The organism is Streptomyces lavendulae subsp. lavendulae (assembly GCF_002803845.1).
GTDB lineage: Bacteria > Actinomycetota > Actinomycetes > Streptomycetales > Streptomycetaceae > Streptomyces > Streptomyces lavendulae.
The window spans coordinates 7,145,336-7,170,561 of sequence record NZ_CP024985.1 but is presented as its reverse complement, the minus strand read 5'-3'; the positions used below and the strand labels follow the sequence as shown (position 1 = coordinate 7,170,561).

Genomic DNA, 25,226 nt, shown 5'->3' with positions numbered 1-25,226 from the left:
CCGCGGGGTCACCGGCTCGCGGGCCTAGGAAGGCTCCGGGGCCGGGACCGGGACCCGGCGGACGACGGCGGCGAGAGCGGCGGCGCCCAGCACGGCCAGCAGGGCCGCCGCGCGCAGGACGGTCTCGATGGCGGAGCCGTCCGAGGCGGCCCCCTCGACGGAGCCGCTGATCACCTCCAGGACGGTGGAGGCGACGGCCACGGCGACGGCTCCCAGCAGGACGAGGGAGGTCAGGACGAGCCCGGAGGCGGCCGCGAGGCGGCCGGGCGGGACGTAGGACTGGGTGGCGACGTTGGTCAGCGCCCAGCCGAGGCCGACGCCGACGCCGACCACCGCGAACACGGCGGTGTAGACGACGAGCGAGTTCACCAGCGTCAGGACGAACAGGCTGACTCCGCTCAGCAGCATCGCTGCGGCCATCAGCCGCTCGGGGCGCACGCGCAGCGCGAGGTGGCCGGACCAGTAGCTGGCGGCTCCGGCGCCGACGGACAGGGCCAGGAAGATCAGCCCGGAGTCCAGGGGCGAGAGCCCCCGCGCCTGCTGGAGGTAGAGGGCCGAGAACACGGCGACGAGGCAGTACACGACGTTGGACAGGGATCCGGCGAGGGTGACGGCGACGAAGGGGCCGTTGTGCAGGAGTTCGAGGTCCAGCAGGGGCTGCGGGCTGCGCCGCTCGATCAGGACGAACGCGGCCAGCAGGACCGCGCCGCCGATGAGGCAGCCCAGGGTCGCCGCGGAGCCCCACCCCCAGTGGGCGCCTTGGTCCACGCCGGTCATCAGGGCCATCAGGCCTCCCGCGAGGGTGAGCACGCCGGGCAGGTCCAGGCCGCGTCCGGCCTCCTCGTCGCGGGTCTCGGGGACGAAGCGCAGCAGGAGCAGGGCCGCGGCGAGGGCGAAGGGCACGTTGAGCAGGAACACGGCGCGCCAGCTGACGTGTTCGGCGAAGGCCCCGCCGACGAAGGGTCCCAGGGCCGTGCCGATGGCGCTGAAGGCGAGGACGGTGCCGACGGCGCGGCCCTGCCGTTCGTCCCGGAAGTACGCGGTGACCACGGCGACGGACACGGGGAGGATCATTGCGGCGGTGCACCCCTGCACGAAGCGTCCGGCGGTGAGCCAGGCGGTGCTCCGCGCGGCGGCGCACACCACGGAGACGAGGGCGAAGCCGGTGAGCCCGCAGACGAGGACCCGCCGCCTGCCGAAGAGGTCGGCGGACCGGCCGCCGGTGACCATCAGGGCGCCGAGGGTCAGCATGTAGCCGCTGACCAGCCATTGGAGGTTGGTGGTGGGGGTGTCGAACTCGCGCCCGATGACGGGGAGCATCAGGTTGAGGGCGAACCAGTCCATCTGGACCAGCAGCATCGAGATCGCGGCGGCCGCGATCACCGCCCGGTCCCGGCCGTGGAAGAGCCCGCGCCTTGCGCCCGCCCCGTTCGCCTTCGCCATGCCGTCCGCCCCCCGCCCTACGCCTCGTCCGCGGTCGGCACGCAGAGCACCGGGACGGGCGAGAGGTGCAGGAGCTTGTGCGGGGTGGAGCCGAGGAGGGCGCCGCGGATCGGGCTGTCGCCCCAGGTGCCGACGACGATGACCCGGGCGTCGTGGCGTTCGGCGGCGTCCAGCAGCGCCTGGGCGGGTTTGTCGTCGACCACCTCGACGGTGGAGGGGACACCCGCCTCGTCGGCGGCCCCGACGGCCCGCGCCAGGGCGCTGCGGCCGGCCTGGCGGACGGCCTCGCGGTGGGCCCGGTACTCCTCGCCGGTGGCTCCGGGCGCGGCGGCTCCGTAGACGAGGACCAGTGGTTCACCGAAGGCGGTGGCGACCTCCAGCGCCACGTGCAGGGCGCGTTCGGCGCCGGGGGACTCGTCGTAACCCAGGACCACGGACATCCGGCCTCCTCAGGACTTCCTGCCGCGTACGAGGGCCGGGTCGACCACGCCCCGGCGCTCCTGCCAGAACCTGCCGTCCCGGACCCGCCAGAAGCACATGAGGAGGACGCCGACGACGGCGATCCCGATGCCGATGACGAGGGGCGGGCCGAGGCCGAACCAGGAGACCCCGCCGGCGGAGTTCGCCGGGTTGGACATGTCGCCCACGGACTCCACCAGCAGCCAGGTCAGCAGGCCCGCTCCGACCAGCGGGCCGAGGCCGATGAGGAGGAAGTTGTGCGCGTTCTCCAGCAGGTGGCGGCGGTAGTAGACGGCGCAGGCCACGCCGGTGAGGGCGTAGTAGAAGGCGATGAGCAGGGAGAGCGCGGTGAGGGAGTCGAGGAGGGCGTTCTCGCTGATCTGGTTGACGGCGAGGTACCAGGCGATGGCGATGGCGGCGACCCACCAGGTGCTCACGTCGGGCGTGCGGAAGCGGGGGTGGATGTGCGCGAGGTGCGGCGGCAGGGCGTGCCGGCGGGCCATCGACAGGGCGGTCCGTGAGGCGGGGATGATCGTCGTCTGGGTGGAGGCGAGGGCGGAGGTGCAGACGGCGAGGAGCACCATCCAGTCCCAGCCGCCCATCACCTCGTGCGCGAGGACGGCGAAGACGGCCTCCTCCTCGCCGGCGTTCTCGGCGAGGAACTGCGTACCGGCGTAGGCGACGACGGCGTAGCCGACGGACAGGTAGGTCACCAGGAGGACGATGGTGGACCAGATGCCCGCCTTGCCGGGCGCGGTGGCGGAGTCCTCGACCTCCTCGGTGAGGTTCACGGCGGACTCCCAGCCCCAGTAGATGAAGACGCCGAGCAGCAGTCCGCCGGTGAGCGCGGCGCCTCCGGCGCCGAAGGGGTTGAGCCAGCTCAGGGAGGGCGGGATGCCGCCGAGGGTGCTGGTGCCGGCGTAGACCCGGTAGATGGCGACCACGGCGAACGCGAGCAGGAAGAAGACCTGGGCGAGGATCAGGACGTCCTGGAGCCGGGCGGACATCTCGGTGCCGATGACGCAGACGGCGGTCATCGCGAGGATCACCAGGACGCTCAGGCCCTGCCGGACCAGCTGGTTCGCGGCCAGGCCGTCGAGCCCGGCGGCGAGCAGGCCGAAGTGGACGGCGACGTCCGCGAGGGAGCCGATGACGAGCACGCCGGTCATGGTGATGGCCCAGCCGCCGAGCCAGCCCGCCCAGGGGCCCATGGCGCGGGTCACCCAGGAGAAGGTGGTGCCGCAGTCCTGGTCGACCTTGTTGAGGTAGTAGAAGGCGGCGGCGATCAGCAGCATCGGGACGAAGGACGCGAGCATCACGCCCGGCGCGTAGACCCCGACCAGGGCCACGATCGGTCCCAGGACGGCGGCCAGCGAGTAGGCCGGCGAGGTGGAGTTCAGGCCGATGACCAGGGCGTCGAGGAAGCCGATGGCGTTGGCCTTCAGGCTCGCGTCGGCCTCGGGGAGGGTGCTGCCCGCCGCACCGTGGTCGCCGTCGTCCATGTACGCATCGTCACGCACCCGGCCCGGCCGCGCGAGGCGGACGGGCCCGGCCGGGGAAGCCCGGTGCCGCGGTTCAGGGGCGGGTGTTCCACCCGGCCACGACCGGAAGTCCGTGCTCCGTGGACAGCACGCTGACCGTGCCGGTGCGCAGCAGGAAGAGCCGGCCGTCCTCGGGGGGCAGACCGAGGTAGCGGGCCGTCAGGACGCGCAGGAAGTGTCCGTGGGCGACGAGCACCACGTCCCCCCGGTCCTCGCGCAGCACCGCGGCGGCCCGCGCCAGCACCCGGTCCGCGCGGGCGCCGACCTGGGCGGCGCTCTCTCCGGGGTGGTGGGAGTCGCCCTGCGGGACCCCGTCGGTCCACAGCGACCAGTGGGGCACGGTCCGCTGGATCTCGGCGGTGGTGATGCCCTCGTAGCCGCCGTAGTCCCATTCGTGGAGGTCGGGGTCGGGGACCCCGTCGGTGAGCCCGGCGAGCCGGGCGGTGGCCACGGCCCGGCTCAGCGGGCTGGTCAGCACCAGGGCCGGTTGCCCGTCGCGGAAGAAGGGGGCCAGCGAGATGGCCTCCTCGACCCCGCGCGCGGTCAGGGGCACGTCGGTGAGGCCCGTGTGCCGCCCGGTGGCGCTCCAGGCCGTCTCCCCGTGACGCACCAGTAGAAGATCACTCATGATCCGGACCCTAGGGCATGTCCGCGAACTCCCTCACCCCTTCCCGCATGTCGGCTTCAGCCGGGGCGGGGGCCGTGCCACTGTCGGGCGTCATGGACGTGAACCCCCGCCGGCCCCTCCCGCGTGCCGCACGGGCCGGGGGCTGAGGGGTGGACGCGCGGGCGCTGCGGCCTTCCCTGACGGCGCTCATGCTCGCCCTGACCGCGGTCACCGGTCTGATCGAGGCGGTGAGCCTGCTCGCCCTGGGGCCGGTGTTCACGGCGATGCAGACCGGCAACGTGCTCTTCCTGGCCTTCGGCGCGGCCCACGAGGGCGACCTGCCCGCGCTGCCCGCCGCCGTCTCGCTGGTGGCCTTCGCCCTGGGCGCGGTGTGCGGCGCGCGGATGGAGTCGGCGGCGGAGGGCCGGGGCTGGCGCGGGATGTGCGTGGGTCTGTACGCGGAGACCGCGCTGATCCTCGCCGCGGCCGTGGGCGGGTGGCGGGTGACCCCGCGGTTCGGCGATCCGGGGGCGCCGCACCTGGTGGAGGCCGCGCTGCTGTCGATGGCCATGGGCATCCGGAACGTGACGAGCATGCGGGTGAACGTGCCCGGTGTGCCGACCACGCTGGTCACCCGGTCCATGACCGGCCTGCTGGCCGGCTCGGCACTCGGGCGGGACAGTGCCTTCGGCTACGGGAGCGGGGCCTGGGCGCGGCGGGCGCTGGCGGTACTGGCCATGTTCGCGGGCGGCCTGACGGGGGCTCTGCTGGTGCGGGCCGGGTGGAGCGTGGGCGAGGTGCTGCTCCCGGCGGCGGTGGTGGTGGCGGGGGTGACGGTGGCGCACCGGACCCTGTTGCCGCTGCTGCACACCCGGTAGCCACGCCCCCTCCCCCGTGGCCCTGCGCGCCCCTGCGGGCATTCGCTGCGAAAACGCTGCAACTTTCCTCCGTCCCCGGTGGTGGCGACGCTCGTGTCATGGACGACCCTCCCCGCACCACCGACCGGGACACCGCCCTCTCCGCCGGGTTCGCGGCGGGGGACGAGGGCGCCGTGGAGGCGGTCTACCGGCGCTGGCGGCCCCTGGTGCACTCCCTCGCCCGGCGTTCCCTGGGCGACGACCGCGAGGCCGAGGACGTGACGCAACAGGTGTTCCTGGCCGCCTGGCGCGGCCGCGACGGCTACCGGCCCGGCCCGGGCGGACTCGGCGCCTGGCTCACCGGGATCACCCGGCACAAGGTGGCCGACGCCCTGGAGGCCCGTTCCCGCCGGGCCCGTGCGGTGGCGGCCGCCGCCCTCGCCCTGGCGGGCGGCCCGCACCCGCCCGGCACGCACCCCGGGAGCTCCGGAGGGTCCGGCCGGCCCGGTCCGGAAGAGTCCCTGGACCGGCTGCTGGTGACCGGGGAGCTGGCCCGGCTGCCGCAGGCGCAGCGGCACGTGTTGTGGCTGGCGTTCTACGCCGACCTCAGCCAGAGCCAGATCGCCGCCCGCACCGGGATCCCGCTGGGCACCGTCAAGAGCCACATGCGGCGGGCGCTGCGCGTCCTGCGGCAGGCCCTGGACCCCGACCGGCCCCCTGCCCCGGCCCCGGCCCGGCTGCCAGCGCCGCGATGACGGCGACGCCCGACCGCAGCCCGAACAGCCGCTCGGCGCGCGGCTGGGTGTCCCGCCCGTCCCAGCCGGGTCCGGCCAGCAGCAGCGCCGAGTGACCGCGCGCCCCGGGCGGCCCCCACGCGATGCCGGCCACGGAACGGACCAGGGCCCGGTCCGCCGTCGTACGGGACTGCGACCAGAGCACGGCCGCGCAGGGCCCCGTCCGCCGTACCGCGTCCCGCAGCGCCTCGGCGGGCAGGGCGGCGCCGAACATCCGTACCGGCACGCCCAGTTCCCCGAGCGCGGCGGCCAGCGCCTCGATGGGCAGGCTGTGCAGCTCCCCGGGCGCGCAGGCGAGCAGCACCGGGGGTGTGTGCGAGCGCTCGGGGGCCGGACGGGCGCGGTGCAGGGCGGCGGAGACGTGCCAGGACAGCAGGTGCTCCACCTCGATGTACCGCTCCCCCGCCGAGGCCCATTTGCGGCCCACCGCGTGCAGGGTCGGCGCGATGATCTCCTCCCACGCGGTGACCGGGCCGTGTTCCGCGAGGGCGGCCTCCAGCAGGTCCGCCACCGCGGGCGCGTCCAGGCGTACGGCGGCCCGCGCGAGCCCCCTGGCCTCCGGCCGCACCTCCCCGAGGGGGAGGGCCCCGGGCCCGCCCGGCGTCACGGCCGCCGCCCGGTCCCCCGCGCGGGCGGCAGGTGCTTCGCCGAGCGCGGCCCGTGCCGCCTCGGACGGGGGCACGCCCCGCGCGGTGAGCCGGCACATCTCGTCGAGGCGGGCGATGTCCTCGGGGGTCCAACGGCGGTGCCGGCCGTCCTCGCGGCGGGCCGGGCCGATGGCGTAGCGGCGTTCCCAGGAGCGCAGGGTGGTCGGCGAGACCCCCAGGCGACGGGCGACGGCGCCCGTGCTCAGGGCGGGTTCGGGGGGCGGCGGCACGGGGGCCGGCACGGGGTCCACCCGGCTCACGATACGGCGCCGGGCCGCCCCTCGCGGAAGCGGCCGAGGCCGTCGGCGAGGTCCACGACGGGGTCCGGGTAGTCGAAGCGGGCCCGTTCCAGGCCGGGCAGCCGCCAGGGCTCGTGGACGCGGGGCGCGGGCAGGCCGGCGAGTTCGGGCACCCAGCGGTGGACGTAACGGCCCTCGGGGTCGTAGCGCAGGCCCTGGCGGACGGGGTTGAGGACCCGGTTGGGGCGGGTGTCGGTGCCGGTGCCGGCCACCCACTGCCAGTTGAGCTGGTTGTTGGCCACGTCCCCGTCGACGAGGAGGTCCATGAAGTGGCGGGCTCCGGTGCGCCAGTCCACGTAGAGGGTCTTGGCGAGGAAGCTGGCGGCCAGCAGGCGGCCCCGGTTGTGCATCCAGCCCTCGTGGCGCAGCTGGCGCATGGCCGCGTCGACGACCGGGTAGCCGGTGCGGCCGTCCTTCCAGGCCTGGATCTCCTCCTCGGCGTCGGGTCCGGTGCGCCAGCGGTCCTGGCGGGCCCGGTAGTCCTCGGCGGCGGTTTCGGGGCGGGCGGCGAGGACCTGGTGGTGGAAGTCGCGCCAGCACAGCTGGCGGACGAAGGCCTCGGCGCCGGGGCCGCCGGCGGCGCGGGCGCGGTGGACGGCCTCGGTGGGCGAGAGGGTGCCGAAGTGCAGGTGCGGGGAGAGCTTCGAGGTGGCGTCTCCGGCGAGGTCGTCGTGGGTGTCCTCGTAGCGGGTGATGCCGGAGCGCAGCCAGTTGGTGAGCAGCCTGCGGGCCTCGGTCTCGCCGCCTCGGGCGAGGCCCGGGGAGGTGCCGGTGACGGCGGAGCGGCGGGGCAGCGGCTCGGAGCCGAGGTCTTCGGGTACCCGTACGGCGCGGGGCGCGGGCTCGGCCGGCCTGAGGGGCAGTTCCGTCCAGCGGCGCAGGTACGGGGTGAAGACGGCGAAGTGGTCGGCTCCGGAGCCGGAGGGCAGCACCGCTCCCGGGGCCACGGCGGTGACGACGGTGTCGTGGACGTAGAGGCGCCGTCCCTGGGCTTCGAGGGCCTCGCGCAGGCGTTCCTCGCGGGCGTGGGCGTAGCCGCTGACCCCGGCGGCCATGTGCACCTCGTCGGCGTCGGCCTCCTGGACGAGGGCGCAGACCTCGGCGACGACATCCCCGGAGCGCAGCAGGAGGCGGCCTCCGCGGTCGCGCAGGGCGGCGTCGAGGTCGGCGAGGCAGTCGGCGAGGAAGGCCAGCCGGTTGGGCGCGGCGAAGGCGGAGTCCTCGATGACGCGGTCGCGGACGAAGAGCGGGACGACTTGGTCGCCGGAGGAGAGGGCGGCCCGCAGGGGTGGATGGTCGTGCAGGCGCAGGTCGGAGGTGTACAGGACCACGGCGGTGTTCATGCTCTGGGCTCCGCGTCAGGGCTGGGGGCGTCGGTCGTCGGGGGTTCTTCGGCGCGGGGGCCCGTTCCGGATGCGGGGGCGGGGGACGGCGCGGACCCGGGGGACGGCGCGGACCCGGATCCCGACGCGGCCCGTTCCGCGGCGCCCGCGATGTTGCGGGCCATGCCGCCGAAGACGACGGCGTGGAAGGGGGACACGCTCCACCAGTACAGGTGTCCGAGCAGCCCGTGCGGGTGGAACAGGGCCCGCTGCCGGTACAGGGCCCGCTGCCCGGCGGGGCCGGTGGAAGGGCCGGACGCGCGCGGCTCCGCGTACAGCTCCAGCCAGGCCAGCCCCGGCAGCCGCATCTCGGCGCGCAGGCGCAGCAGACGGCCCGCTTCGATCTCCTCCACCCGCCAGAAGTCGAGGGAGTCCCCCACCCGCAGCCGGTCGGCGTCGCGGCGGCCCCGCCGGATGCCGACCCCTCCGACGAGCCGGTCCAGCCAGCCCCGTACGGCCCAGGCCAGGGGGAAGGAGTACCAGCCGTTCTCCCCGCCGATGCCCTCCACCACCCGCCACAGCGCGTCCTGCGGGGCGTCGACGGGCAGTTCCCGCTCGTCGGTGTAGAGGCTGCCGCCCGCCCAGTCGGGGTCGGTGGGCAGCGGGTCGCTGGGCGCGCCGGGCAGGGAGGCGGAGGACCAGCGGGTGGTGACCTTGGCCTCGCGGACCCGCTGGAGGGCCAGGTCGAGGGCCCGGTCGAAGCCGATCGGGGAGCCGGGCGGGTCGGGGACGTAGGCGGCGATGTCGTGCTCGTCGCAGACCACCTCGTGGCGCAGGGATTCGGCGAGCGGCCGGGCGAGCGCGCGCGGGACGGGGGTGACGAGGCCGATCCAGTGGCTGGAGAGCCGTGGCGTCAGCATGGGGACGCGCACGATGAGCCGTTTGGGGAGCTCGGCCACGACGGCGTAGCGGCGCATCATCTCCTCGTACGTGACCACGTCCGGTCCGCCGATGTCGAAGGTCCGGCTCACCCCGGGGGGCATGGCGGCGCTGCCGACGAGGTAGCGCAGCACATCGCGGACGGCGATGGGCTGGATGCGGGTGCCGACCCAGCTGGGGGTGACCATGACGGGCAGCCGCTCGGTGAGGTAGCGCAGCATCTCGAAGGAGGCGGAGCCGGAGCCGATGATGACGGCCGCGCGCAGGACGGTGGTGGGCACCCCGGAGGCGAGGAGGATCTCACCGACCTCGGCACGCGAGCGCAGGTGCGGGGAGAGCGCGTCGCGGGGGACGTCCGCGGGGACGAGGCCGCCGAGGTAGACGATCCGGCGGACCCCGGCCGCGCGGGCCTCTTCGGCGAAGGTCCGGGCGGCGGCGCGGTCGCGGTCCTCGAAGCCGTGGCCGGTGCCGAGGGCGTGGACGAGGTAGTAGGCGACGTCGATGCCGCGCAGGGCCTCCGCCAGCGAAGCGGGGTCGGTGACGTCCCCGCGCACCACTTCGGCACGGCCGGCCCAGGGGTGGTCGCGCAGCCGCTCCGGGGAGCGGGCCATGCAGCGGACCCGGTGTCCGCTGTCGAGGAGTTCGGGCACCAGGCGGCCGCCGATGTAGCCGGTGGCCCCGGTGACCAGGCAGTGCGGGCCTGTCATGGGCTGTCTCCGCTCGTCGTTCCCCCGTCGTCGGCCGCCCCCGGGCCCCCCACGGGCCCGTAGGGGATTCGGCCGGACCGGCGCTTTCGGATGCGGCCCGGGCCGTGGGCGGGGCCGTGGGCGACGCGTACGGCGCGTACCGCACGTACGCCGGGTACGGCACCCAGCCTGCCCTCCCCCGTACGGTTTCGCCCCTCGACACATCCGACACCCCCTCCGGCTCCGAAGTGAGCGTGAAGGAGGGAGCGAGATGACCGAGCGAGGACGACCGCGCACGGCCGTGATCGGCGGGGGCGTGTCCGGGCTGACGGCGGCGTACGTGCTGGCCAGGAGCCATGCGGTGACCCTGTACGAGGCGGACGACCGACTGGGCGGGCACGCCCACACCCATCCGGTGAAGGGCCCCGACGGCCTGGTCCGGGGTGTCGATTCCGGTTTCATCGTCCACAACGACCGCACCTACCCGCACCTGCTGCGGCTCTTCGGTGAGCTGGGGGTGGCCACCCGTCCCACGACCATGAGCCTGTCGGTGCACTGCGAGGGCTGCGGGCTGGAGTACGCGGGGGCGCGCGGGCCGAGGGGGCTGTTCGCCCGGCCCGGGAGCGCGCTGCGCCCCGCCTACCTGCGGATGCTCGCGCAGGTGCCGGTCTTCCACCGGCGGGCCCGGCGGCTGCTGGCCACGCCGCCCGGGGCCGGACCGGAGCCGACGCTGGGCGAGTTCCTGGAGCGGGGCGGCTTCGGGGCGTACTTCACGGGGCACTTCGCGATCCCGCTGGTGGCCTCGGTGTGGTCCTGCCCGCCGGGCGGGGCGCTCGCGCACCCGGCCCGCTACCTGTTCCGGTTCCTCTCCCACCACGGCATGCTGTCGGTCGGCGGCTCGCCGCGCTGGCGCACGGTCGAGGGCGGCTCCGCGCGCTACGTGGAGCGGGTCCGCGAGGCGCTGGGGCCGGGCGCGGTCCGTTCCGGCGTCCGGGTGCGGTCCCTCGCCCGCACCCCGGGCGGGGTCTGGCTGACCACCGCGGACGGGGCCTCGGCCGCGTACGACTCGGTGGTGGTCGCCGTCCACGCCGACCAGGCGCTGCGCATGCTGGCCGACCCGACCGACGCCGAGCTGGCGGTTCTCGGGGCCTTCCGCTACTCCCGCAACCGCACGGTGCTGCACACCGACGACTCCGTGCTGCCGCGTGCGGCGGGGGCGCGGGGCTGCTGGAACTACCGGCTGTCCGACTGCCGGCCGGCCGGGGAGGTGCCGGTCCAGGTCAGCTACGACATGGACCGGCTCCAGGGGCTGGCGGCTCCGGAGCCTTACGTGGTCACGCTGAACGCCGGGACCGGGCGGGTGCGGCCGGACCGGGTGGTGGCGGAGATGGACTACGAACACCCGCTGTACACGCCGGATTCGGTGGCGGCGCAGCGGCGGCTGCCCGGGCTGTCGGGGCCGGTGACGGCCTTCGCGGGGGCGTACCACGGCTGGGGGTTCCACGAGGACGGCTGCCGTTCGGGCGTGGCGGCGGCCGCCGCGCTGGGGGTGGACTGGTGACGGCCGGGCCGCGCGCGCCCCTGGCGGCGGGCGGCGCGCTGTACGAGGCCGACGTCCGGCACGTGCGGGCGGGCGGGCACCGTTACGCCCTGCGCCACCGCACCTTCCTGTGGCTGGTGGACCTGGACGCGCTGCCCCGGCTGCCGGGGCCGCTGCGGGTCCTGGCCGGGTTCGACGCGCGGGACCACTTCGGCGGGCGGCTCCCCTCGATCCGGGCCGGCCTGGACGGTTTCCTCGCGGCGCGCGGGGCCGCCCTGCCGCCGGGGTCGAGGGTGCTGATGCTGGCGCACGCCCGGGTGTTCGGGTACGTCTTCAACCCGCTGTCGGTGTACTGGTGCCACGGCCCGGACGGCGCCCTGCTGCACACGGTCGCCGAGGTGCACAACACGTACGGGGAGCGGCACTGCTACCTCCTCGGCCCGGAGGCCGCCCGGGAGGCCCGCGTCCCCAAGGAGTTCCACGTCTCCCCCTTCCTGGAGGTGGACGGGGACTACCGGATGCGGCTGCCCGTACCGGGCGAACGCCTCGACCTGACCGTCCAGCTGGCGGGCGGGGCCGACGGCGCCCGGCTGACGGCGACCGTGCGGGGCCGGCGCCGCCGCGCGGGTGTGCGCGGCCTGCTGCGCGCCCTGGCGCGCCGCCCCTGGCCCACGGCCGCGGTGGCGGTGGGCATCCGTTTCCACGGCGTCCGGCTGTGGCTGCGCGGGGTGCCCGTGCTGCCGCGGCCCCGCCACGTACCCCAGGAGGGTGTGAAGTGACGCTGACGACGCTTCCGGACGTGCCGCCCTGTTCCCGGACGAGGGCGGCCGTGGGCCGGATGATCATCCGCCGGGCGCTGGACCGGCTCCCGCTCCAGGTGAAGATGGGGCCCGAGGGACTCCTGGGGCAGGGAGGTCCGGCGATGGCGGTCCACGACCCGGCCGCCTTCGAACGCCGGATCACGGCCGGGGGACTGATCGGGTTCGGCGAGTCGTACGTGGCCGGGGAGTGGGACGCCCGCGATCCGGTGGCGGTGCTGACCGTCCTGGCCGGGCACGTCGCCGCGCTGGTCCCGGCCCCGCTCCAGCGGCTGCGGGGGCTGTGGGCGGCCCGGCAGCCGGCGGAGCGGCGCAACACGCGCTCCGGTTCCCGTACCAACGTCGAGTGGCACTACGACCTGTCCAACGAACTGTTCGCCGAGTTCCTCGACCCGACGATGACGTACTCCTCGGCGGTGTTCCGCGCCCTGCCCGCCGGGGCGGCCGAGCTGCCCGCCGCCCAGCACCGGAAGATCGACATGCTGCTGGACCTGGCCGGTGTGGGCCCGGACACCCGGCTGCTGGAGATCGGCACGGGCTGGGGCGAACTCGCGCTCCGGGCGGCCCGGCGCGGCGCCCGCGTGGTGACCCTGACGCTCTCGCGGGAGCAGCGGGAGCTGGCGATGCGGCGGATCGCGGCGGCGGGTGTCGCGGACCGGGTGGAGGTGCGGCTGTGCGACTACCGCGACGCGCACGGCTGGTACGACGCGATCGTCAGCGTGGAGATGATCGAGGCGGTCGGCGTCGAGTACTGGCCGGTGTACTTCCGCGCGCTGGACCGGCTGCTGGAGCCGGGCGGCCGGGTGGCGCTCCAGGCGATCACCATGCCGCACGAGCGGATGCTGGCCACGAAGGACACGTACACCTGGATCCAGAAGTACATCTTCCCCGGCGGGATGCTGCCCTCGGTGCGGGTCGTGGAGGAGATGGCGCGCGAGCACACCGGGCTGCGGGTCGTACGGTGCGAGGGCTACGGGGCCCACTACGCGCAGACCCTGCGGCTGTGGCGGGAACGGTTCGCGGAGCGGTCCGAGCGGGTGGCGGAGCTCGGCTTCGACGAGCGGTTCCGGCGGATGTGGACCTTCTACCTCGCCTACTGCGAGGCCGGGTTCGCCTCCGGTTACCTGGACGTCCACCAGTTCCTGCTCACGGGCGGGGAAGGCGGCGGACGGTGAACTGGGGCGCCTTCGGGGTCAACCTGGCCGTGGCGGCGGGCGCGGCCCTGGGCGTCATGCTGCTCGCGTTCGCGGTGGGGGTGCGCAAGGGCGTCCACCGGGTGGTGGACGTGGCGTGGGGTCTCGGCTTCGCCGCCGTCGCGGTGGCCACGTACGGGATGTCCGGCGGGGGCGGCGGGCGCGGACTGTTGCTGACGGCGCTGACGGTGGTGTGGGGGCTGCGGCTGGCCGGGCACATCGCGTGGCGGGGGCGCGGGCGCGGGGAGGACCCGCGGTACGAGCGGATGCTGGCGCGGGCCCCGGGGAACCGGAACCTGTACGCGCTGCGGATGGTGTACCTGCTGCAGGCGGCGCTGGTGTGGCTGGTGTCGCTGCCGGTGCAGGCGGGCGCGTACGTCGAGGGAGGGGCGGGGTGGCCGGTCGGCCTCGCGGTGGCCGGGAGCGCCCTGTGGCTCTGCGGGATCGTCTTCGAGGCGGTGGGCGACCACCAGCTGGCCCGGTTCACGGCGGATCCCGCGAACCGGGGCCGGATCATGGACCGGGGGCTGTGGTCGTGGACCCGGCACCCGAACTACTTCGGCGACTTCTGCGTCTGGTGGGGGCTCTTCCTGATCGCGTGCGGGTCGGCGCAGGCGGCCGCGGTGTCCGTGGTCTCCCCGCTGGTGATGTCGTACCTGCTGATCGCGGGGAGCGGGAAGCGGCTGCTGGAGCGGCACATGGCCGAGCGGCCGGGCTACGCCGAGTACCGGGCCCGGACCAGCGGGTTCCTGCCGTGGCCGCCGAGGCGGGTCCGGGCTCCGGAGAGGGACGGCGGGGGCGACGGCCGCGGCCTTGGCTCCGGTCGCGCCGAAAAGGGGTGATCCCGGGCCATTGGTACAGTCCTGGCATGGCGGTGGACGAGCTCGACACCCTGATCCTGCGCCTGCTGATCGAGCAGCCGCGCACCAGCGTCCGCGAGTACGCCCGGATCCTCGGCGTGGCCCGCGGCACCCTCCAGGCCAGGCTGGACCGGCTGGAGCGGACCGGGGTGATCACCGGAACCGGCCCCGCGCTCTCGCCCGCCGCACTGGGCCACCCCGTCCTCGCCTTCGTGCACATCGAGGTCACCCAGGGGCACCTGGACGAGGTCGGCGACGCGCTCGCCGCCGTCCCCGAGATCATCGAGGCCTTCTCGATCACCGGCGGCGGGGACCTGCTGACCCGGGTGGCGGCCCGGGACAACGCCCATCTGGAGGACGTGATCCAGCAGCTGATCCGGCTGCCGGGGGTGGTCCGCACCCGCACCGAGGTGGCCCTGCGCGAACGGGTGGCCCACCGGCTGCTGCCGCTGGTCGAGTCCGTGGGCCGGGAGGCGGCGGGACGAGCGGCTCGCAAACCCTGACAAGATGGCGGAGACAGGTATGTAACCGGCAGGACGGCACAGCGGATGATCTCCGTCATATTCGATCTCGACGGCACCCTCGTGGACAGCGAGCCGAACTACTACGAGTCGGGCCGCCGCACCCTGGAGCGCCACGGGGTCCCCGATTTCACCTGGGAGCAGCACTCCCGCTTCATCGGCATCGGCACCCTGGAGACGCTGGAGATCCTCAAGGAGCGCCACGGGCTCGACGCCCCACTGGAGCAGCTGCTCGCGGAGCAGAACGCCGCCTACCTGGAGCTGGCCCGCACCCGCACCGAAGCCTTCCCGGAGATGCGGACGTTCGTGGAGCTCCTGCACGCGCGGGGCGTGCCGATGGCGGTGGCCTCCGGCTCCTCGCGCGAGGCGATCGACGCCGTACTGGCGGGCACCGGGCTGGACGCGCTGCTGACCACGGTGGTCTCGGCGGAGGAGGTCGCGCGGGGCAAGCCGGCCCCGGACGTGTTCCTGGAGGCGGCCCGCCGGCTCGGAGCCGCGCCGGCCGACTGCGTGGTCGTGGAGGACGCGGCTCCGGGCGCCCTGGCCGCGCACGCCGCCGGCATGGACTGCCTGGCGGTCCCCTACGTTCCGGACACCGCCGGCGATCCGGCCTTCGCCGGCGCGGGGCTGCTCTTCGCGGGCGGGCAGCGGGAGTTCAGCGCGCGGACGGCCCACGCGTGGCTGCTCTCCCGCACCTCCTCCTGAGCGTGGCTGCTCTCCCGCACCCCCTCCTGAGCCCTCTCCCCGCCCTTCCGGGCCCGGGCGCCGGGGTCGGAAAACGGCCTGAACTGCCCCCGGGAACTGCCCCCTCGGCCCGTCCGCCGCTCCTACGCTCGGGCCCTCGGCGGCGGGAGAGCGCGCCGCCCGGACCAGGAGAGGGCTCGATGGAAATGAACCGGAACAAACTGGCGGCCGGCGGCGCCGCGGTCGTGATGGCGGCGGGGATCGCGATGACCTCGGTCGGCACGGCGAACGCTGCTCCGGGCGGCGCCCGCATCACCTCGGTGGAGCAGCTGCACCAGAACCTCGCGCAGGCGGTGCAGCGGGAGCAGGCCCTCGGACTCCAGGGCACCCTCGGCGACCCCGTCGGCCGTGAGGTCCTGGCGTCGAGCGACGCCGTCGACGGCTGACGGGCCGGGTGAGCACCGTGGGAAGCGACCAGACGGCGGCGGCACGGACGGTGGCACCGGCGGCGGCACCGGCGACGGCGGCATCGGCGGTGGCACCGGCGACCTGGTGCCCGAGCGGTGAGGCCCGGGCCCCCGAGTCCGTGGTCCTCGGCGTGCGTTCGGGATCCGACGGCCAGGTGGTCTACCTCGCCGATCCGGTCCCGGCGTCCGAGGTGCTCGGCACGCTCCCCCAGGGGATCGAGCCGACCCGGGTCCTGCGCTTCGCCTCGCACTGCGTCTCCGCCTGCGCCAACCGGCGGGGCGACGACTGCTCCCTGGTGGAGCGGGTCCTGACCCTGCCCTCGGCCACGGCGGACACCCGTGCGGTCCCGCGGTGCCACCTGCGTGCGCGGTGCCAGTGGTGGCAGCAGTCGGGGGTGGCCGCCTGCCACCGCTGCCCGGCCGTCACCACGGCCACCTTCCGGGAGGACGAACTCGCCACCCTGGTGGCGGACCCGTCCACGACACCGGAGCAGCTGGCCGCCTGGATAGCGGACTCCGCCTGACCCCGGACGCACGAGGCCCCCGTGCGGCGACGTTCCCCCGCCGCCGCACGGGGGCTTCGCGCGTCACGCCGCGTTCCGGTATCGGAGACGGGATGTCCATTGGGCGAGACACCATTGACCCGTCGACGGCCGGGTGGCTACGTTCTGCGGCATGTTGCGTTCAGCCCTCCTCACCACGCGCGGTCACATCGACCTGCTGCGGGTGGCCTCCGCCGCGTGTCGCCGCGGCTGCTGACGCCCTTTCACCTCCTTTCCGTGTCACGAGCGCCTCGCGCTCGGCCGTCGCGCACCCCGGACTTCCCCGCCGTACCGGTCCCCCGGCCGCACGGGTCCCGTAGCCGTACGGGTCCCCCGGCCGTACCGCTCCCGTAGCCGTGCCCCGCCCCGCTCCGCCGTACCTGCGGCCGGCCGGGGGCGGGGGCTCCGGCCGGGGTGTGCGCACGCCTCCCTGACTCTCCCCCTCCGTGGAGCCCCGATGAGCATCGGCCATGCGCCGCCCGACATATCCCCCGTAGCGGGATCCGATCCGGTCGAGCCGTCCCCCGCCGGGGACACCGCCGACACCTCCCCCGCGCTGGTCCCCGTCACTCCGTCCTCGGCGCGCCGCAGGTCCGTGCCCCGCTGGGCGCGCCGGACCGCCGGACCTCTGCTCCTGCTCGCGCTGTGGCAACTGGCCAGCACCTTCGGGGCGCTGCCCGCCGACACCCTCGCCCCGCCGTCGACGATCGCCACCGCGGGCGCCCGCCTGATCGGGGACGGGACCCTGCCGGCCGCGATGGGGATCTCCCTCCAGCGCGTGGCCATCGGCCTGCTGCTCGGCGGGACGGTGGGCACGGCCCTCGCCCTGCTGTCCGGGCTGTCCCGGCTCGGCGAGGACCTGATCGACGCGAGCGTGCAGATGCTGCGCACCGTCCCCTGGGTCGGTCTCATCCCACTGTTCATCATCTGGATGGGCATCGGCGAGGCCCCCAAGGTCGCGCTCATCGCACTGGGCACCGCCTTCCACCTCTACCTCAACGTGTACGCGGGGATCCGCGGCGTGGACGAGCAACTCATCGAGGCGGGCGGATCACTGGGGCTCGGCCGGTGGGGACTGGTCCGGCACGTGGTGCTGCCGGGCGCGCTGCCCGGGTTCATGACCGGGCTGCGCTACTCGCTCGCCACGGCCTGGCTGGCCCTGGTCTTCGGGGAGTCCATCAACGCCGACGCCGGCATCGGGTTCCTGATGAACCAGGCGCGCGAGTTCTTCCGTACCGACGTGATCGTCGTCTGCCTCGTCGTCTACGCCTTCCTCGGCCTCACCGCCGACCTCGTCGTCCGCGCTCTCGAAAGGCTGCTGCTGCAATGGCGACCGACCTTCACGGGACAGTGATCCCGCGGACCGCCGTACGGGTCCGGGGGCTGACCCGGTCCTTCGACGGGCGTCCCGTCATCGACGGGCTCGATCTGGCCCTGCGAGCCGGGGAGTTCACGGTGCTGCTGGGCCGCAGCGGCTGCGGGAAGTCGACCCTGCTGCGGATCCTGGCCGGCCTGGACCGGGAGATCGAGGGCGAGGTACTGGTGCCGGAGCGACGGGCGGTGGCCTTCCAGGCACCCCGGCTGATGCCGTGGAAGCGGGTCTGGCGCAACGTACTGCTCGGGCTGCCGGGGCGGCCCGAACGGGAGCGCGCCGAAAGGGCCCTGGCCGAGGTGGGACTCGAACACCGCGTCGACGCCTGGCCCAAGACCCTGTCGGGCGGCGAGGCGCAGCGGGCCTCGCTGGCCCGTGCGCTGGTGCGCGAGCCGGATCTGCTGCTTCTGGACGAGCCTTTCGGCGCGCTGGACGCGCTGACCCGCATCAAGGCGCAGCGGCTGGTGGCCGAACTGTGGCAGCGGCGCGGCTGTGCGGTGCTGCTGGTCACGCACGACGTGGACGAGGCCGTCCTGCTGGCCGACCGGGTACTGGTGATGGACGAGGGCCGGATCTCCTGCGACGTCCAGGTCCCGCTGGACCGGCCGCGCTCGGCCGGTGACCCGGGGTTCGCGGACCTGCGGACCCGGCTGCTCGCCGAACTCGGCGTCGGCTGACCGCCGCTGCCGCCCCGCCGCTCCTCTCCCCCCGTTGCACCCTTCCCCTTCCCGCCCCTCCTCCCTTCCCGCCCTTCCCCTGCCCGCTGCGCCGCATGCCCGCGCACCACAGAACGAAGAGAACCGACATGAGACGCACCTCCCTGTCCCTGCCCCTGCTCGCCACCCTGGTCCCGCTGTCGCTGGCCCTGACCGCCTGCGGCGGCAGCTCCGCCGCGGACAGCGGCGCGACCCCCGCCGACGGCGCGGCCAAGGGCGGAGCGAAGATCACCCTCAACGTCGGCGACCAGAAGGGCGGCGCCGAGTCCCTGCTGCGGGCGGCCGGCGAACTGGAGCACCTCGACTACACCATCAAGTGGTCCACCTTCACCTCCGGCCCGCCGCTGCTGGAGGCGGTCAACGCCAAGGCCGTCGACATCGGCGGGGTGGGCAACACCCCGCCGGTCTTCGCCGCCGCCGCCAAGTCGAAGATCGCCGTGGTGGGCGCCACCCACGGCTCCTCGGCGGGCGAGGCCGTGCTCGTACCGAAGGACTCGCCCCTCCAGAACCCCGCCGACCTGCGCGGCAAGAAGATCGCGGTGGCGCAGGGCAGTTCGGCACACTTCCAGCTGATCTCCGCCCTCCAGAAGGCCGGCCTGACGCCTTCCGACGTGCAGATCACCCTGCTCCAGCCGGCGGACGCGCTCGCCGCCTTCAACAGCGGCAAGGTGGACGCGTGGGCGGTCTGGGACCCGTACACCTCCCAGGTGCTGCGCACCGGGGCACGGGTGCTGGCCACCGGCGAGGGCGTCGTCAACGGCCTCGGCTTCCAGGTCGCGGCTCCGGCGGCGCTGGAGGACCCGGCCAGGGGCAAGGCCGTCGCGGACTACCTCCAGCGGCTCCAGCGCGCCCAGGACTGGGTGTTCAAGCACCCGGAGGAGTGGGCGAAGGTGTGGGCGAAGGAGACGGGCCTGCCGTACGAGGTCGCCCTCGACGCCGTCAAGCGCAGCAGCGGCACCCGGGTCACGGTCGCCGTGGACGACGCGGCCGTGGCCTCCGAGCAGAAGATCGCCGACACCTTCGCCGAGCTGAAGCTGATCCCCGGCAAGGTCGTCTTCAAGGACTTCGTCGACACCCGGTTCAACCGTGACCTGCCGCCTTCCACCAGCGCGCCCCGCGTGTACGGAAAGGACTCCTGATGACCGTCCGCCTGCACTGGTTCCTGCCGACCGGCGGGGACGGACGCACCCTGGTCGACCGGCACGCGTACGCCCACAACAAGGCCGCTGCCGGGGTGCGCGCCCCGGACATCGAGTACCTGGCCCAGATCGCCAAGGCGGCCGAGCGGCTCGGCTTCGAGGCGGTGCTGACGCCGACCGGGACCTGGTGCGAGGACGCCTGGCTGACCACGGTGGCCCTCGCGCAGCACACGGAGCGGCTGAAGTTCCTGGTGGCCTTCCGGCCCGGGGTGATCTCGCCGACGCTCGCCGCGCAGATGGCGGCGACGTACCAGCGGATCACGCGGGGGCGGCTGCTGCTGAACGTGGTGACGGGCGGGGACTCCTCCGAGCAGCGGCGGTTCGGGGACCACCTCGACCACGACCGCCGCTACGAGCGCACCGCCGAGTTCCTGTCGGTCGTCCGGGGGGTCTGGGGCGGCCGGCCGTACGACTTCCACGGCGAGCACTACCGGATCGACGGCGGGCTCACGGCGCTGCCGCCCGACCCGCTCCCGGAGATCTTCTTCGGCGGGTCCTCGGCCGCGGCCGGGCCCGTCGCGGCCGAGCACGCCGATGTGTACCTGACCTGGGGCGAACCGCCGCAGCAGGTGAAGGAGAAGATCGACTGGATCCGTTCGCTGGCCGAGGAGCGGGGGCGCACGGTGCGGTTCGGCATCCGGCTGCACACCATTTCACGGGATTCCGCGAAGGAGGCGTGGGGGGCGGCCGACCGGCTGCTGGGGGACCTCTCCGACGAGGACATCGCCACCGCGCAGTCGCTGCTGGGCGTGAGCGAGTCGGTCGGGCAGCAGCGGATGCTGGCCCTGCACGGCGGCTCGCGGGACGGTCTGGAGATCTCGCCCAACCTGTGGGCGGGCGTCGGCCTGGTCCGGGGCGGTGCGGGTACGGCCCTCGTCGGCAGCCACGGGGACGTGGCCGACCGGATCGAGGAGTACCACGCGCTCGGGATCGAGCACTTCGTCCTGTCGGGGTACCCGCACCTGGAGGAGGCGTACTGGTTCGGCGAGGGCGTCGCTCCGGAACTGGCGGCGCGGGGCCTGCTGGCGGGCGGGGAAGACCGGGGGGCCGCCCCGAGTTGGTAGAACCGTGAACGAAACGGTGCGGGGCGCGGCAGAGGTGGACGTGGTGGTCGTCGGGGCCGGACAGGCGGGTCTGTCCAGCGCGTACCACCTGGCCAGGGCGGGGATCGGACACGTGGTCCTGGACCACGCCCCGCGGCCGGGCGGGGCCTGGCAGTTCCGCTGGCCCTCGCTCACCTACGGCAAGGTCCACGGCATGCACGCCCTGCCCGGCTTGGAACTGGTGGACGCCGATCCGCTGCGGCCCTCGTCCGAGGTGATCGGGGCGTACTTCGCGGCGTACGAGGAGCGGTTCGGCCTGCGCGTACGCCGGCCCGTGGACGTGAAGGCGGTGCGCGACGGCGGCCAGGGCCCGGGCGGACGGCTGCTCGTCGAATCGACGGCGGGCACCTGGTCGGCGCGGGCGCTGGTCAACGCCACGGGCACCTGGGACCGGCCGTTCTGGCCGCGCTACCCGGGCCAGGAACTGTTCCGCGGGCGACAGCTGCACACGGCGAACTACCCCGGGCCGCAGGAGTTCGCCGGGGCCCGCGTCATCGTGGTCGGGGGCGGCACCTCGGCGGTACAGCACCTGCTGGAGATCGCCGAGGTCGCGGCGGAGACCACGTGGGTCACGCGCCGGCCCCCGGTGTTCCGCGACGGGACCTTCGGGGAGGCCGAAGGCCGGGCGGCGGTGGCACTGGTGGAGGATCGGGTCCGGCGCGGGCTGCCCCCGCAGAGCGTGGTCAGCGTGACCGGTCTGCCCCTGAACGAGGCCGTCCGGGCGGGGCTCGCCTCCGGGATCCTGGAGCGGCGGCCCGTCTTCGACCGCCTGACCGCATCCGGGGCCGCCTGGGCGGACGGCGGCCGGGTGGAGGCGGACGTGATCCTCTGGGCCACCGGCTTCCGGGCCGCCGTCGACCATCTGGCCCCGCTGCGGCTGCGCGAGCCGGGCGGCGGCATCCGGGTCGAGGGCACCAGGGCCGTACGGGACGAGCGTGTCCACCTGGTCGGCTACGGCCCGTCGGCCTCGACGATCGGCGCCAACCGCGCGGGCGCCACCGCCGTCCGCGAGATCCGTCGCCTGCTGGACCGGGAGCCGGCCGCCGCAGGGGTCGGCGGCACCGGGTGAGGGGTCAGGGGCTCAGGGCCTGGGGGGATCAGGGCCTGGGGGCCGCGGGTGCGCCGGCCGCCGCGCGCAGCCGGTTGAACTCCGCCACGTGCTTCTTGTGCTCCTCGTAGGTGTTCGAGAAGCGGGTGTCACCCGGTTTCACCGTGACGAAGAACAGCCAGTCGCCGGGGGTCGGCGCGACCGCCGCCGCCATGGCGCGCAGCCCGGGGCTGTCGATCGGGGTGGGGGGCAGGCCCTGGCGTTCGTAGGTGTTGAAGGGGTGGTCGATCCGGGTGTCGCTCAGTGTGACGTCGAGGGTGTTGCGGTCGAGCGCGTAGTTGAGGGTGGAGTCCATCTGGAGCGGCATCGACTTCGCCAGCCGGTTGTGCACGACGCGCGCCACCTTGCCCATGTCCGCCGGGGTCCGGGCCTCCGCCTCGATGATGCTGGCGAGGGTGGCCGTCTGGTACGGGGTCATCCCGTGCGCCTTGCCGCCGTCGGCGACGGCTTTCGTGGCGAGGTTCCGGTTCGCCGTCTCCACCATGTACGCGAGCAGCGCGCTCGGGGTGGACTTCGAGGTCACCGGGTAGGTGGCCGGGAAGAGGTAGCCCTCGGGGTTGCCCTTGGCCTCCGCCGGCAGGGCCAGCGCGGCCGTGGCGACGGTCTTCTTCGTGGTGCCCGCCGGGAGCCGGAGCTCGTGGTCGATGGCGGCGTAGACCTGCGGGGCCCGCCAGCCTTCGGGGATCAGCAGCCGGCGTGGCTTCTCGGGCGGTTCTCCGCCGGGCAGCAGCGGGATCAGGACGGCAGCCCCGAGCCCGAGGAGCATGCCGAGGAAGAGCGCCAGGCGGCCCCGGCGGGTGAGCCGTGAACGGCGTGGTGGCGGCCGGTACTCATCATGCATACGGGCACGCTAGATGGCAGAACACCCTCTCTGCGGCATTACCCACCCAAACCATTCATATGATCACACGTTCACCGGAGTCGGCATCGGCTCCCCCGGCGTTCCCCGGCCCGCACCCGCATTCGGGCTCGCGATCACGTCGGCGGTCACGTCGGCGGTCACGCTTTCGGCCTTGCCCGTGGTGGCGGCCGCACCGAGCTCGCCCGTTCCGGGCGCCACATGCGCTGCGTCGCGGTCCCGGCGGACCAGCGCGGCGTAGCGGCCTCCGGCTCCCAGCAGTTCCTCGTGCGTGCCGCGCTCGGCGATCCGGCCCGCGTCCAGGACCACGATCTGGTCGGCGTCCCGGACGGTGGAGAGCCGGTGCGCGATGGTGATGGTGGTGCGGCCCCGGGAGAGGTTGTCGATGGCCCGCTGCACGGCGTGCTCGGTGCGGGTGTCGAGGGCGCTGGTCGCCTCGTCGAGGATGAGCACCGGCGGATCGCGCAGGATCGTACGGGCGATGGCCAGCCGCTGCTTCTCACCCCCGGAGAAGCGGTAGCCGCGCTCGCCGACCAGGGTGTCGTACCCGTCGGGCAGGGATGCGATGTGGTCGTGGATCTGGGCCGCCCGGGCCGCCTCGGTGATCTCCTCGTCGGTTGCGTCCGGCTTGGCGAAGCGCAGGTTGTCCCCCACGGAGGCGTGGAAGAGGTAGGTCTCCTGGGAGACCACGCCTATGGAGCGGGCCAGCGAGTCGAAGTCGAGGTCGCGCACGTCCACCCCGTCGAGGGCGACGCGGCCGCCGGTCACGTCGTAGAGCCGGGGCACCAGATAGCTGAGGGTGCTCTTGCCCGAGCCGGTCGGGCCCACCACGGCGAGGGAGCCGCCGGCCGGGACGGTGATGTCGATGCCGGTGAGGGTCGGGCCGTCCTTGGCGTCGTAAGAGAAGTGCACGTCCTCCAGCCGGATCTCGCCCTTAGCCCGGTCCAGCTTCACGGGCGCCTCGCGCTCGGTGATGTCCACCGGCAGGTCGAGGTACTCGAAGATCCGGGCGAACAGGGCGAGCGAGGTCTGGATCTGCACCCCCGTCGACAGGAGGCTCACGGCGGGCCGGAACAGGCCCTGCTGGAGCGTGACGAAGGCGACGAGGGTGCCGACGGAGAGCGAGGGGGCGCCGGCCTGCAGGGCGATGCCCGCGGCCCAGTAGATGAGCGCGGGCATGGCGGCCATGACGATGCCGATGGTCGACATCCGCCAGCGCCCGGCCATGCTGGAGCGCACCTCCAGCCCGACGAGCTTCTCGGACTCCTCGGAGAAGGCCTTGGTCAGGGAATCGGACCGGCCCATGGTGCGCCCGAGGAGGATGCCGCTCACCGAGAGGGATTCGGTGACGGTGGCCGCCATGGCCGCCATCTGCTTCTGGCGCTGCGTGGTGATCTTCTTGCGCTCCCGGCCCACCCGGCGGCTGATCCACACGAAGAGCGGCAGCAGGAGCAGGGAGACCAGCGTGAGCCGCCAGTCGAGCGCGAGCATGGCGACGACCGAGGCGATGACCGCGGTCAGGTTCGACACGAGCGAGGTCGCCGTCGAGGTGACCGTCGCCTGCATGCCGCCGATGTCGTTGGCTATCCGGGACTGCACCTCACCGGTGCGGGTGCGGGTGAAGAAGGCCAGCGGCATCCGCTGGAGCTGGGCGTAGACGGCGGTGCGCAGGTCGTGCATGACGCGCTGGCCGACGGTGGTGGAGATCAGGGTCTGGAGCACACCGAACACGCTGGTGACGACGGCGGTGAGGATCATGCCGAGCGCGAGCAGGCTCAGCAGGCCCGTACGCCCCTCGGGGATCGCGACGTCCAGGATCGCCTTGAGCAGGAACGGCGAGGCGACGCCGACCAGCGAGGAGGCGCCGACCAGGGCGCCGACCACCGCGAGGCGACCGCGGTAGGGCCGGAACAGGCCGAGGATCCGCCGCAGCTCGCGCGGCCGGTCCGCCGGGGCCGGACGGGTGGGGTCGAGGGATTCGTTCGATGGGGTCCACTTCGGTTCTTCGGGGCGCATGGGCCTCCTTCTGACGAGACTCCGATGAGCATAGCTCATTGTTACCTATACTCACAATGAATCCGGTCCTGGTACTGTTTTCCAGTATGAGCACCGGTTCCGAGACCGACATCCCCGACTCCGCCGCCGGGTCCGCCGCCGACCCCACCCCGGACTCCACCGACGGCGTACTCGCCGAGCAGCTGCTGCGCCTCACGCGGCGGCTCCACCGCATCCAGAAGCGCCACATGGAGCCGCTCGGGATCACCCCGGCCCAGGGCCGGCTGCTGAGGCTCGTCGCGCACTACGGAGGTGACCGGCCGCCCCGGATGGCCGATCTGGCCACGCGTCTGGAGGTCGTGCCGCGGGCCGTGACCACCCTCGTGGACGGCCTGGAGGCGGCCGGCTGCGTCCGCCGCGCGCCGGATCCGGCCAACCGCCGCGTCATCCGGATCGAGCTCACCGAAACCGGCCGCGCCACGCTGCGCCGTCTGCGCAGCGCGCGGACCGACGCCGCGGAGGAGATCCTGGCTCCGTTGACCGCGCCACAGCGCGAGGTGCTCGGCGGCCTGCTGAACGCACTGGCCGACGCCCCGGCCCAGGGCGGCTGCTGAGCCGGCAGCCGCCGGCGCCCGGCCGGGGGACGGACCAGGAC

General features: G+C 74.3%; 25 protein-coding genes and 1 pseudogene. 17 read left to right on the top strand and 9 right to left on the bottom strand.

Translation table 11 applies throughout. The features are described from left to right. Positions 1-24: 24 nt before the first annotated feature. The 4 genes from SLAV_RS32080 to SLAV_RS32065 form a co-directional block, all read right to left on the bottom strand. Positions 25-1,443 (bottom strand): MFS transporter, encoded by a 1,419-nt coding sequence (locus SLAV_RS32080; protein ID WP_051841103.1) that lies wholly within the window; start codon positions 1,441-1,443, stop codon positions 25-27. A 17-nt stretch (positions 1,444-1,460) separates the two neighbouring features. Continuing rightward, positions 1,461-1,883 carry a universal stress protein gene (locus SLAV_RS32075; RefSeq protein ID WP_030232745.1) on the bottom strand — a complete coding sequence of 141 codons (423 nt, stop codon included), beginning with the start codon at positions 1,881-1,883 and terminating at the stop codon, positions 1,461-1,463. A 9-nt stretch (positions 1,884-1,892) separates the two neighbouring features. Continuing rightward, positions 1,893-3,404 (bottom strand): APC family permease, encoded by a 1,512-nt coding sequence (locus tag SLAV_RS32070; protein WP_051841102.1) that lies wholly within the window; start codon positions 3,402-3,404, stop codon positions 1,893-1,895. 73 nt (positions 3,405-3,477) lie between these two features. Continuing rightward, positions 3,478-4,071 (bottom strand): histidine phosphatase family protein, encoded by a 594-nt coding sequence (locus SLAV_RS32065; RefSeq protein ID WP_030232739.1) that lies wholly within the window; start codon positions 4,069-4,071, stop codon positions 3,478-3,480. A 149-nt stretch (positions 4,072-4,220) separates the two neighbouring features. Here SLAV_RS32065 and SLAV_RS32060 point away from each other — a divergent pair, with 149 nt between their 5' ends. Together SLAV_RS32060 and SLAV_RS32055 are read left to right on the top strand one after the other, a co-directional pair. After that, entirely contained in the window at positions 4,221-4,928 is a 708-nt protein-coding gene (locus SLAV_RS32060) for a YoaK family protein (RefSeq protein ID WP_244225256.1), read from the top strand. Between the two features lie 98 nt (positions 4,929-5,026). After that, on the top strand, positions 5,027-5,662 hold the full coding sequence (locus SLAV_RS32055; RefSeq protein WP_051841101.1) for an RNA polymerase sigma factor: 636 nt from the start codon (positions 5,027-5,029) through the stop codon (positions 5,660-5,662). Here the strand turns inward: SLAV_RS32055 and SLAV_RS32050 are convergent. The 3 genes from SLAV_RS32050 to SLAV_RS32040 are packed head-to-tail and all read right to left on the bottom strand — an operon-like array spanning position 5,562 to position 9,615. Then, the gene (locus SLAV_RS32050; RefSeq protein ID WP_030232731.1) at positions 5,562-6,599 is read right to left on the bottom strand and encodes a MerR family transcriptional regulator; all 1,038 of its coding nucleotides are present in this window, start codon (positions 6,597-6,599) and stop codon (positions 5,562-5,564) included. The two genes, SLAV_RS32055 and SLAV_RS32050, sit on opposite strands and share 101 nt — an antisense overlap. Before the next feature lie 5 nt (positions 6,600-6,604). Then, a complete protein-coding gene (locus tag SLAV_RS32045) occupies positions 6,605-7,990 on the bottom strand; it encodes a cryptochrome/photolyase family protein (protein WP_030232719.1) in 1,386 nt (461 codons plus the stop codon). Further along, complete coding sequence (locus tag SLAV_RS32040; RefSeq protein WP_051841100.1) at positions 7,987-9,615, bottom strand: SDR family oxidoreductase; 1,629 nt, start codon at positions 9,613-9,615, stop codon at positions 7,987-7,989. The genes SLAV_RS32045 and SLAV_RS32040 overlap by 4 nt, the downstream gene beginning before the upstream one ends. Positions 9,616-9,865: 250 nt before the next feature. On the opposite strand from SLAV_RS32040, the gene SLAV_RS32035 reads away from it, so the two are divergent. The 14 genes from SLAV_RS32035 to SLAV_RS31975 all read left to right on the top strand — a co-directional run bounded on the left by SLAV_RS32035 (position 9,866) and on the right by SLAV_RS31975 (position 21,678). Then, positions 9,866-11,155: an NAD(P)/FAD-dependent oxidoreductase gene (locus tag SLAV_RS32035; protein ID WP_030232713.1), complete on the top strand. Its 1,290-nt coding sequence runs from the start codon at positions 9,866-9,868 to the stop codon at positions 11,153-11,155. Beyond that, the gene (locus SLAV_RS32030) at positions 11,152-11,913 is read left to right on the top strand and encodes a DUF1365 domain-containing protein (protein ID WP_234333694.1); all 762 of its coding nucleotides are present in this window, start codon (positions 11,152-11,154) and stop codon (positions 11,911-11,913) included. Before SLAV_RS32035 ends, SLAV_RS32030 begins: the two co-directional genes overlap by 4 nt. Further along, positions 11,850-13,127 (top strand): class I SAM-dependent methyltransferase, encoded by a 1,278-nt coding sequence (locus SLAV_RS32025; RefSeq protein ID WP_388095252.1) that lies wholly within the window; start codon positions 11,850-11,852, stop codon positions 13,125-13,127. The genes SLAV_RS32030 and SLAV_RS32025 overlap by 64 nt, the downstream gene beginning before the upstream one ends. A gap of 56 nt (positions 13,128-13,183) precedes the next feature. After that, on the top strand, positions 13,184-13,987 hold the full coding sequence (locus tag SLAV_RS32020) for a DUF1295 domain-containing protein (RefSeq protein ID WP_078950429.1): 804 nt from the start codon (positions 13,184-13,186) through the stop codon (positions 13,985-13,987). Between the two features lie 26 nt (positions 13,988-14,013). Next, positions 14,014-14,508 (top strand): Lrp/AsnC family transcriptional regulator, encoded by a 495-nt coding sequence (locus tag SLAV_RS32015; RefSeq protein WP_030232701.1) that lies wholly within the window; start codon positions 14,014-14,016, stop codon positions 14,506-14,508. A gap of 45 nt (positions 14,509-14,553) precedes the next feature. After that, positions 14,554-15,231, top strand: coding sequence for an HAD family hydrolase (locus SLAV_RS32010; protein WP_030232698.1), 678 nt, complete (start codon positions 14,554-14,556; stop codon positions 15,229-15,231). Positions 15,232-15,410: 179 nt separating this feature from the next. Beyond that, positions 15,411-15,656: a hypothetical protein gene (locus SLAV_RS32005; protein WP_030232687.1), complete on the top strand. Its 246-nt coding sequence runs from the start codon at positions 15,411-15,413 to the stop codon at positions 15,654-15,656. Positions 15,657-15,673: 17 nt separating this feature from the next. After that, on the top strand, positions 15,674-16,201 hold the full coding sequence (locus SLAV_RS32000) for a hypothetical protein (RefSeq protein WP_234333693.1): 528 nt from the start codon (positions 15,674-15,676) through the stop codon (positions 16,199-16,201). A gap of 151 nt (positions 16,202-16,352) precedes the next feature. Then, on the top strand, positions 16,353-16,436 hold the full coding sequence (locus tag SLAV_RS43705; RefSeq protein ID WP_349817350.1) for a putative leader peptide: 84 nt from the start codon (positions 16,353-16,355) through the stop codon (positions 16,434-16,436). A 240-nt stretch (positions 16,437-16,676) separates the two neighbouring features. Continuing rightward, the gene (locus tag SLAV_RS31995; RefSeq protein ID WP_030232679.1) at positions 16,677-17,573 is read left to right on the top strand and encodes an ABC transporter permease; all 897 of its coding nucleotides are present in this window, start codon (positions 16,677-16,679) and stop codon (positions 17,571-17,573) included. Continuing rightward, positions 17,546-18,268: an ABC transporter ATP-binding protein gene (locus SLAV_RS31990; protein ID WP_051841098.1), complete on the top strand. Its 723-nt coding sequence runs from the start codon at positions 17,546-17,548 to the stop codon at positions 18,266-18,268. The genes SLAV_RS31995 and SLAV_RS31990 overlap by 28 nt, the downstream gene beginning before the upstream one ends. A gap of 128 nt (positions 18,269-18,396) precedes the next feature. Continuing rightward, entirely contained in the window at positions 18,397-19,446 is a 1,050-nt protein-coding gene (locus SLAV_RS31985) for an ABC transporter substrate-binding protein (protein WP_030232674.1), read from the top strand. Continuing rightward, positions 19,446-20,570 carry an LLM class flavin-dependent oxidoreductase gene (locus SLAV_RS31980; RefSeq protein WP_051841097.1) on the top strand — a complete coding sequence of 375 codons (1,125 nt, stop codon included), beginning with the start codon at positions 19,446-19,448 and terminating at the stop codon, positions 20,568-20,570. The genes SLAV_RS31985 and SLAV_RS31980 overlap by 1 nt, the downstream gene beginning before the upstream one ends. A 4-nt stretch (positions 20,571-20,574) precedes the next feature. Beyond that, entirely contained in the window at positions 20,575-21,678 is a 1,104-nt protein-coding gene (locus tag SLAV_RS31975) for an FAD-dependent oxidoreductase (protein WP_030232670.1), read from the top strand. A gap of 28 nt (positions 21,679-21,706) precedes the next feature. On the opposite strand, the gene mltG is transcribed toward SLAV_RS31975, so the two are convergent. Continuing rightward, a complete protein-coding gene (gene mltG / locus SLAV_RS31970) occupies positions 21,707-22,558 on the bottom strand; it encodes an endolytic transglycosylase MltG (protein ID WP_030232669.1) in 852 nt (283 codons plus the stop codon). Between the two features lie 234 nt (positions 22,559-22,792). Beyond that, positions 22,793-24,592 (bottom strand): annotated as a pseudogene (locus SLAV_RS31965) (ABC transporter ATP-binding protein); the annotation flags it as partial. An 86-nt stretch (positions 24,593-24,678) separates the two neighbouring features. Between SLAV_RS31965 and SLAV_RS31960 the strand changes: the two are divergent. Beyond that, a complete protein-coding gene (locus tag SLAV_RS31960) occupies positions 24,679-25,185 on the top strand; it encodes a MarR family winged helix-turn-helix transcriptional regulator (protein ID WP_030232665.1) in 507 nt (168 codons plus the stop codon). The last annotated feature ends 41 nt before the right edge of the window (positions 25,186-25,226 follow it).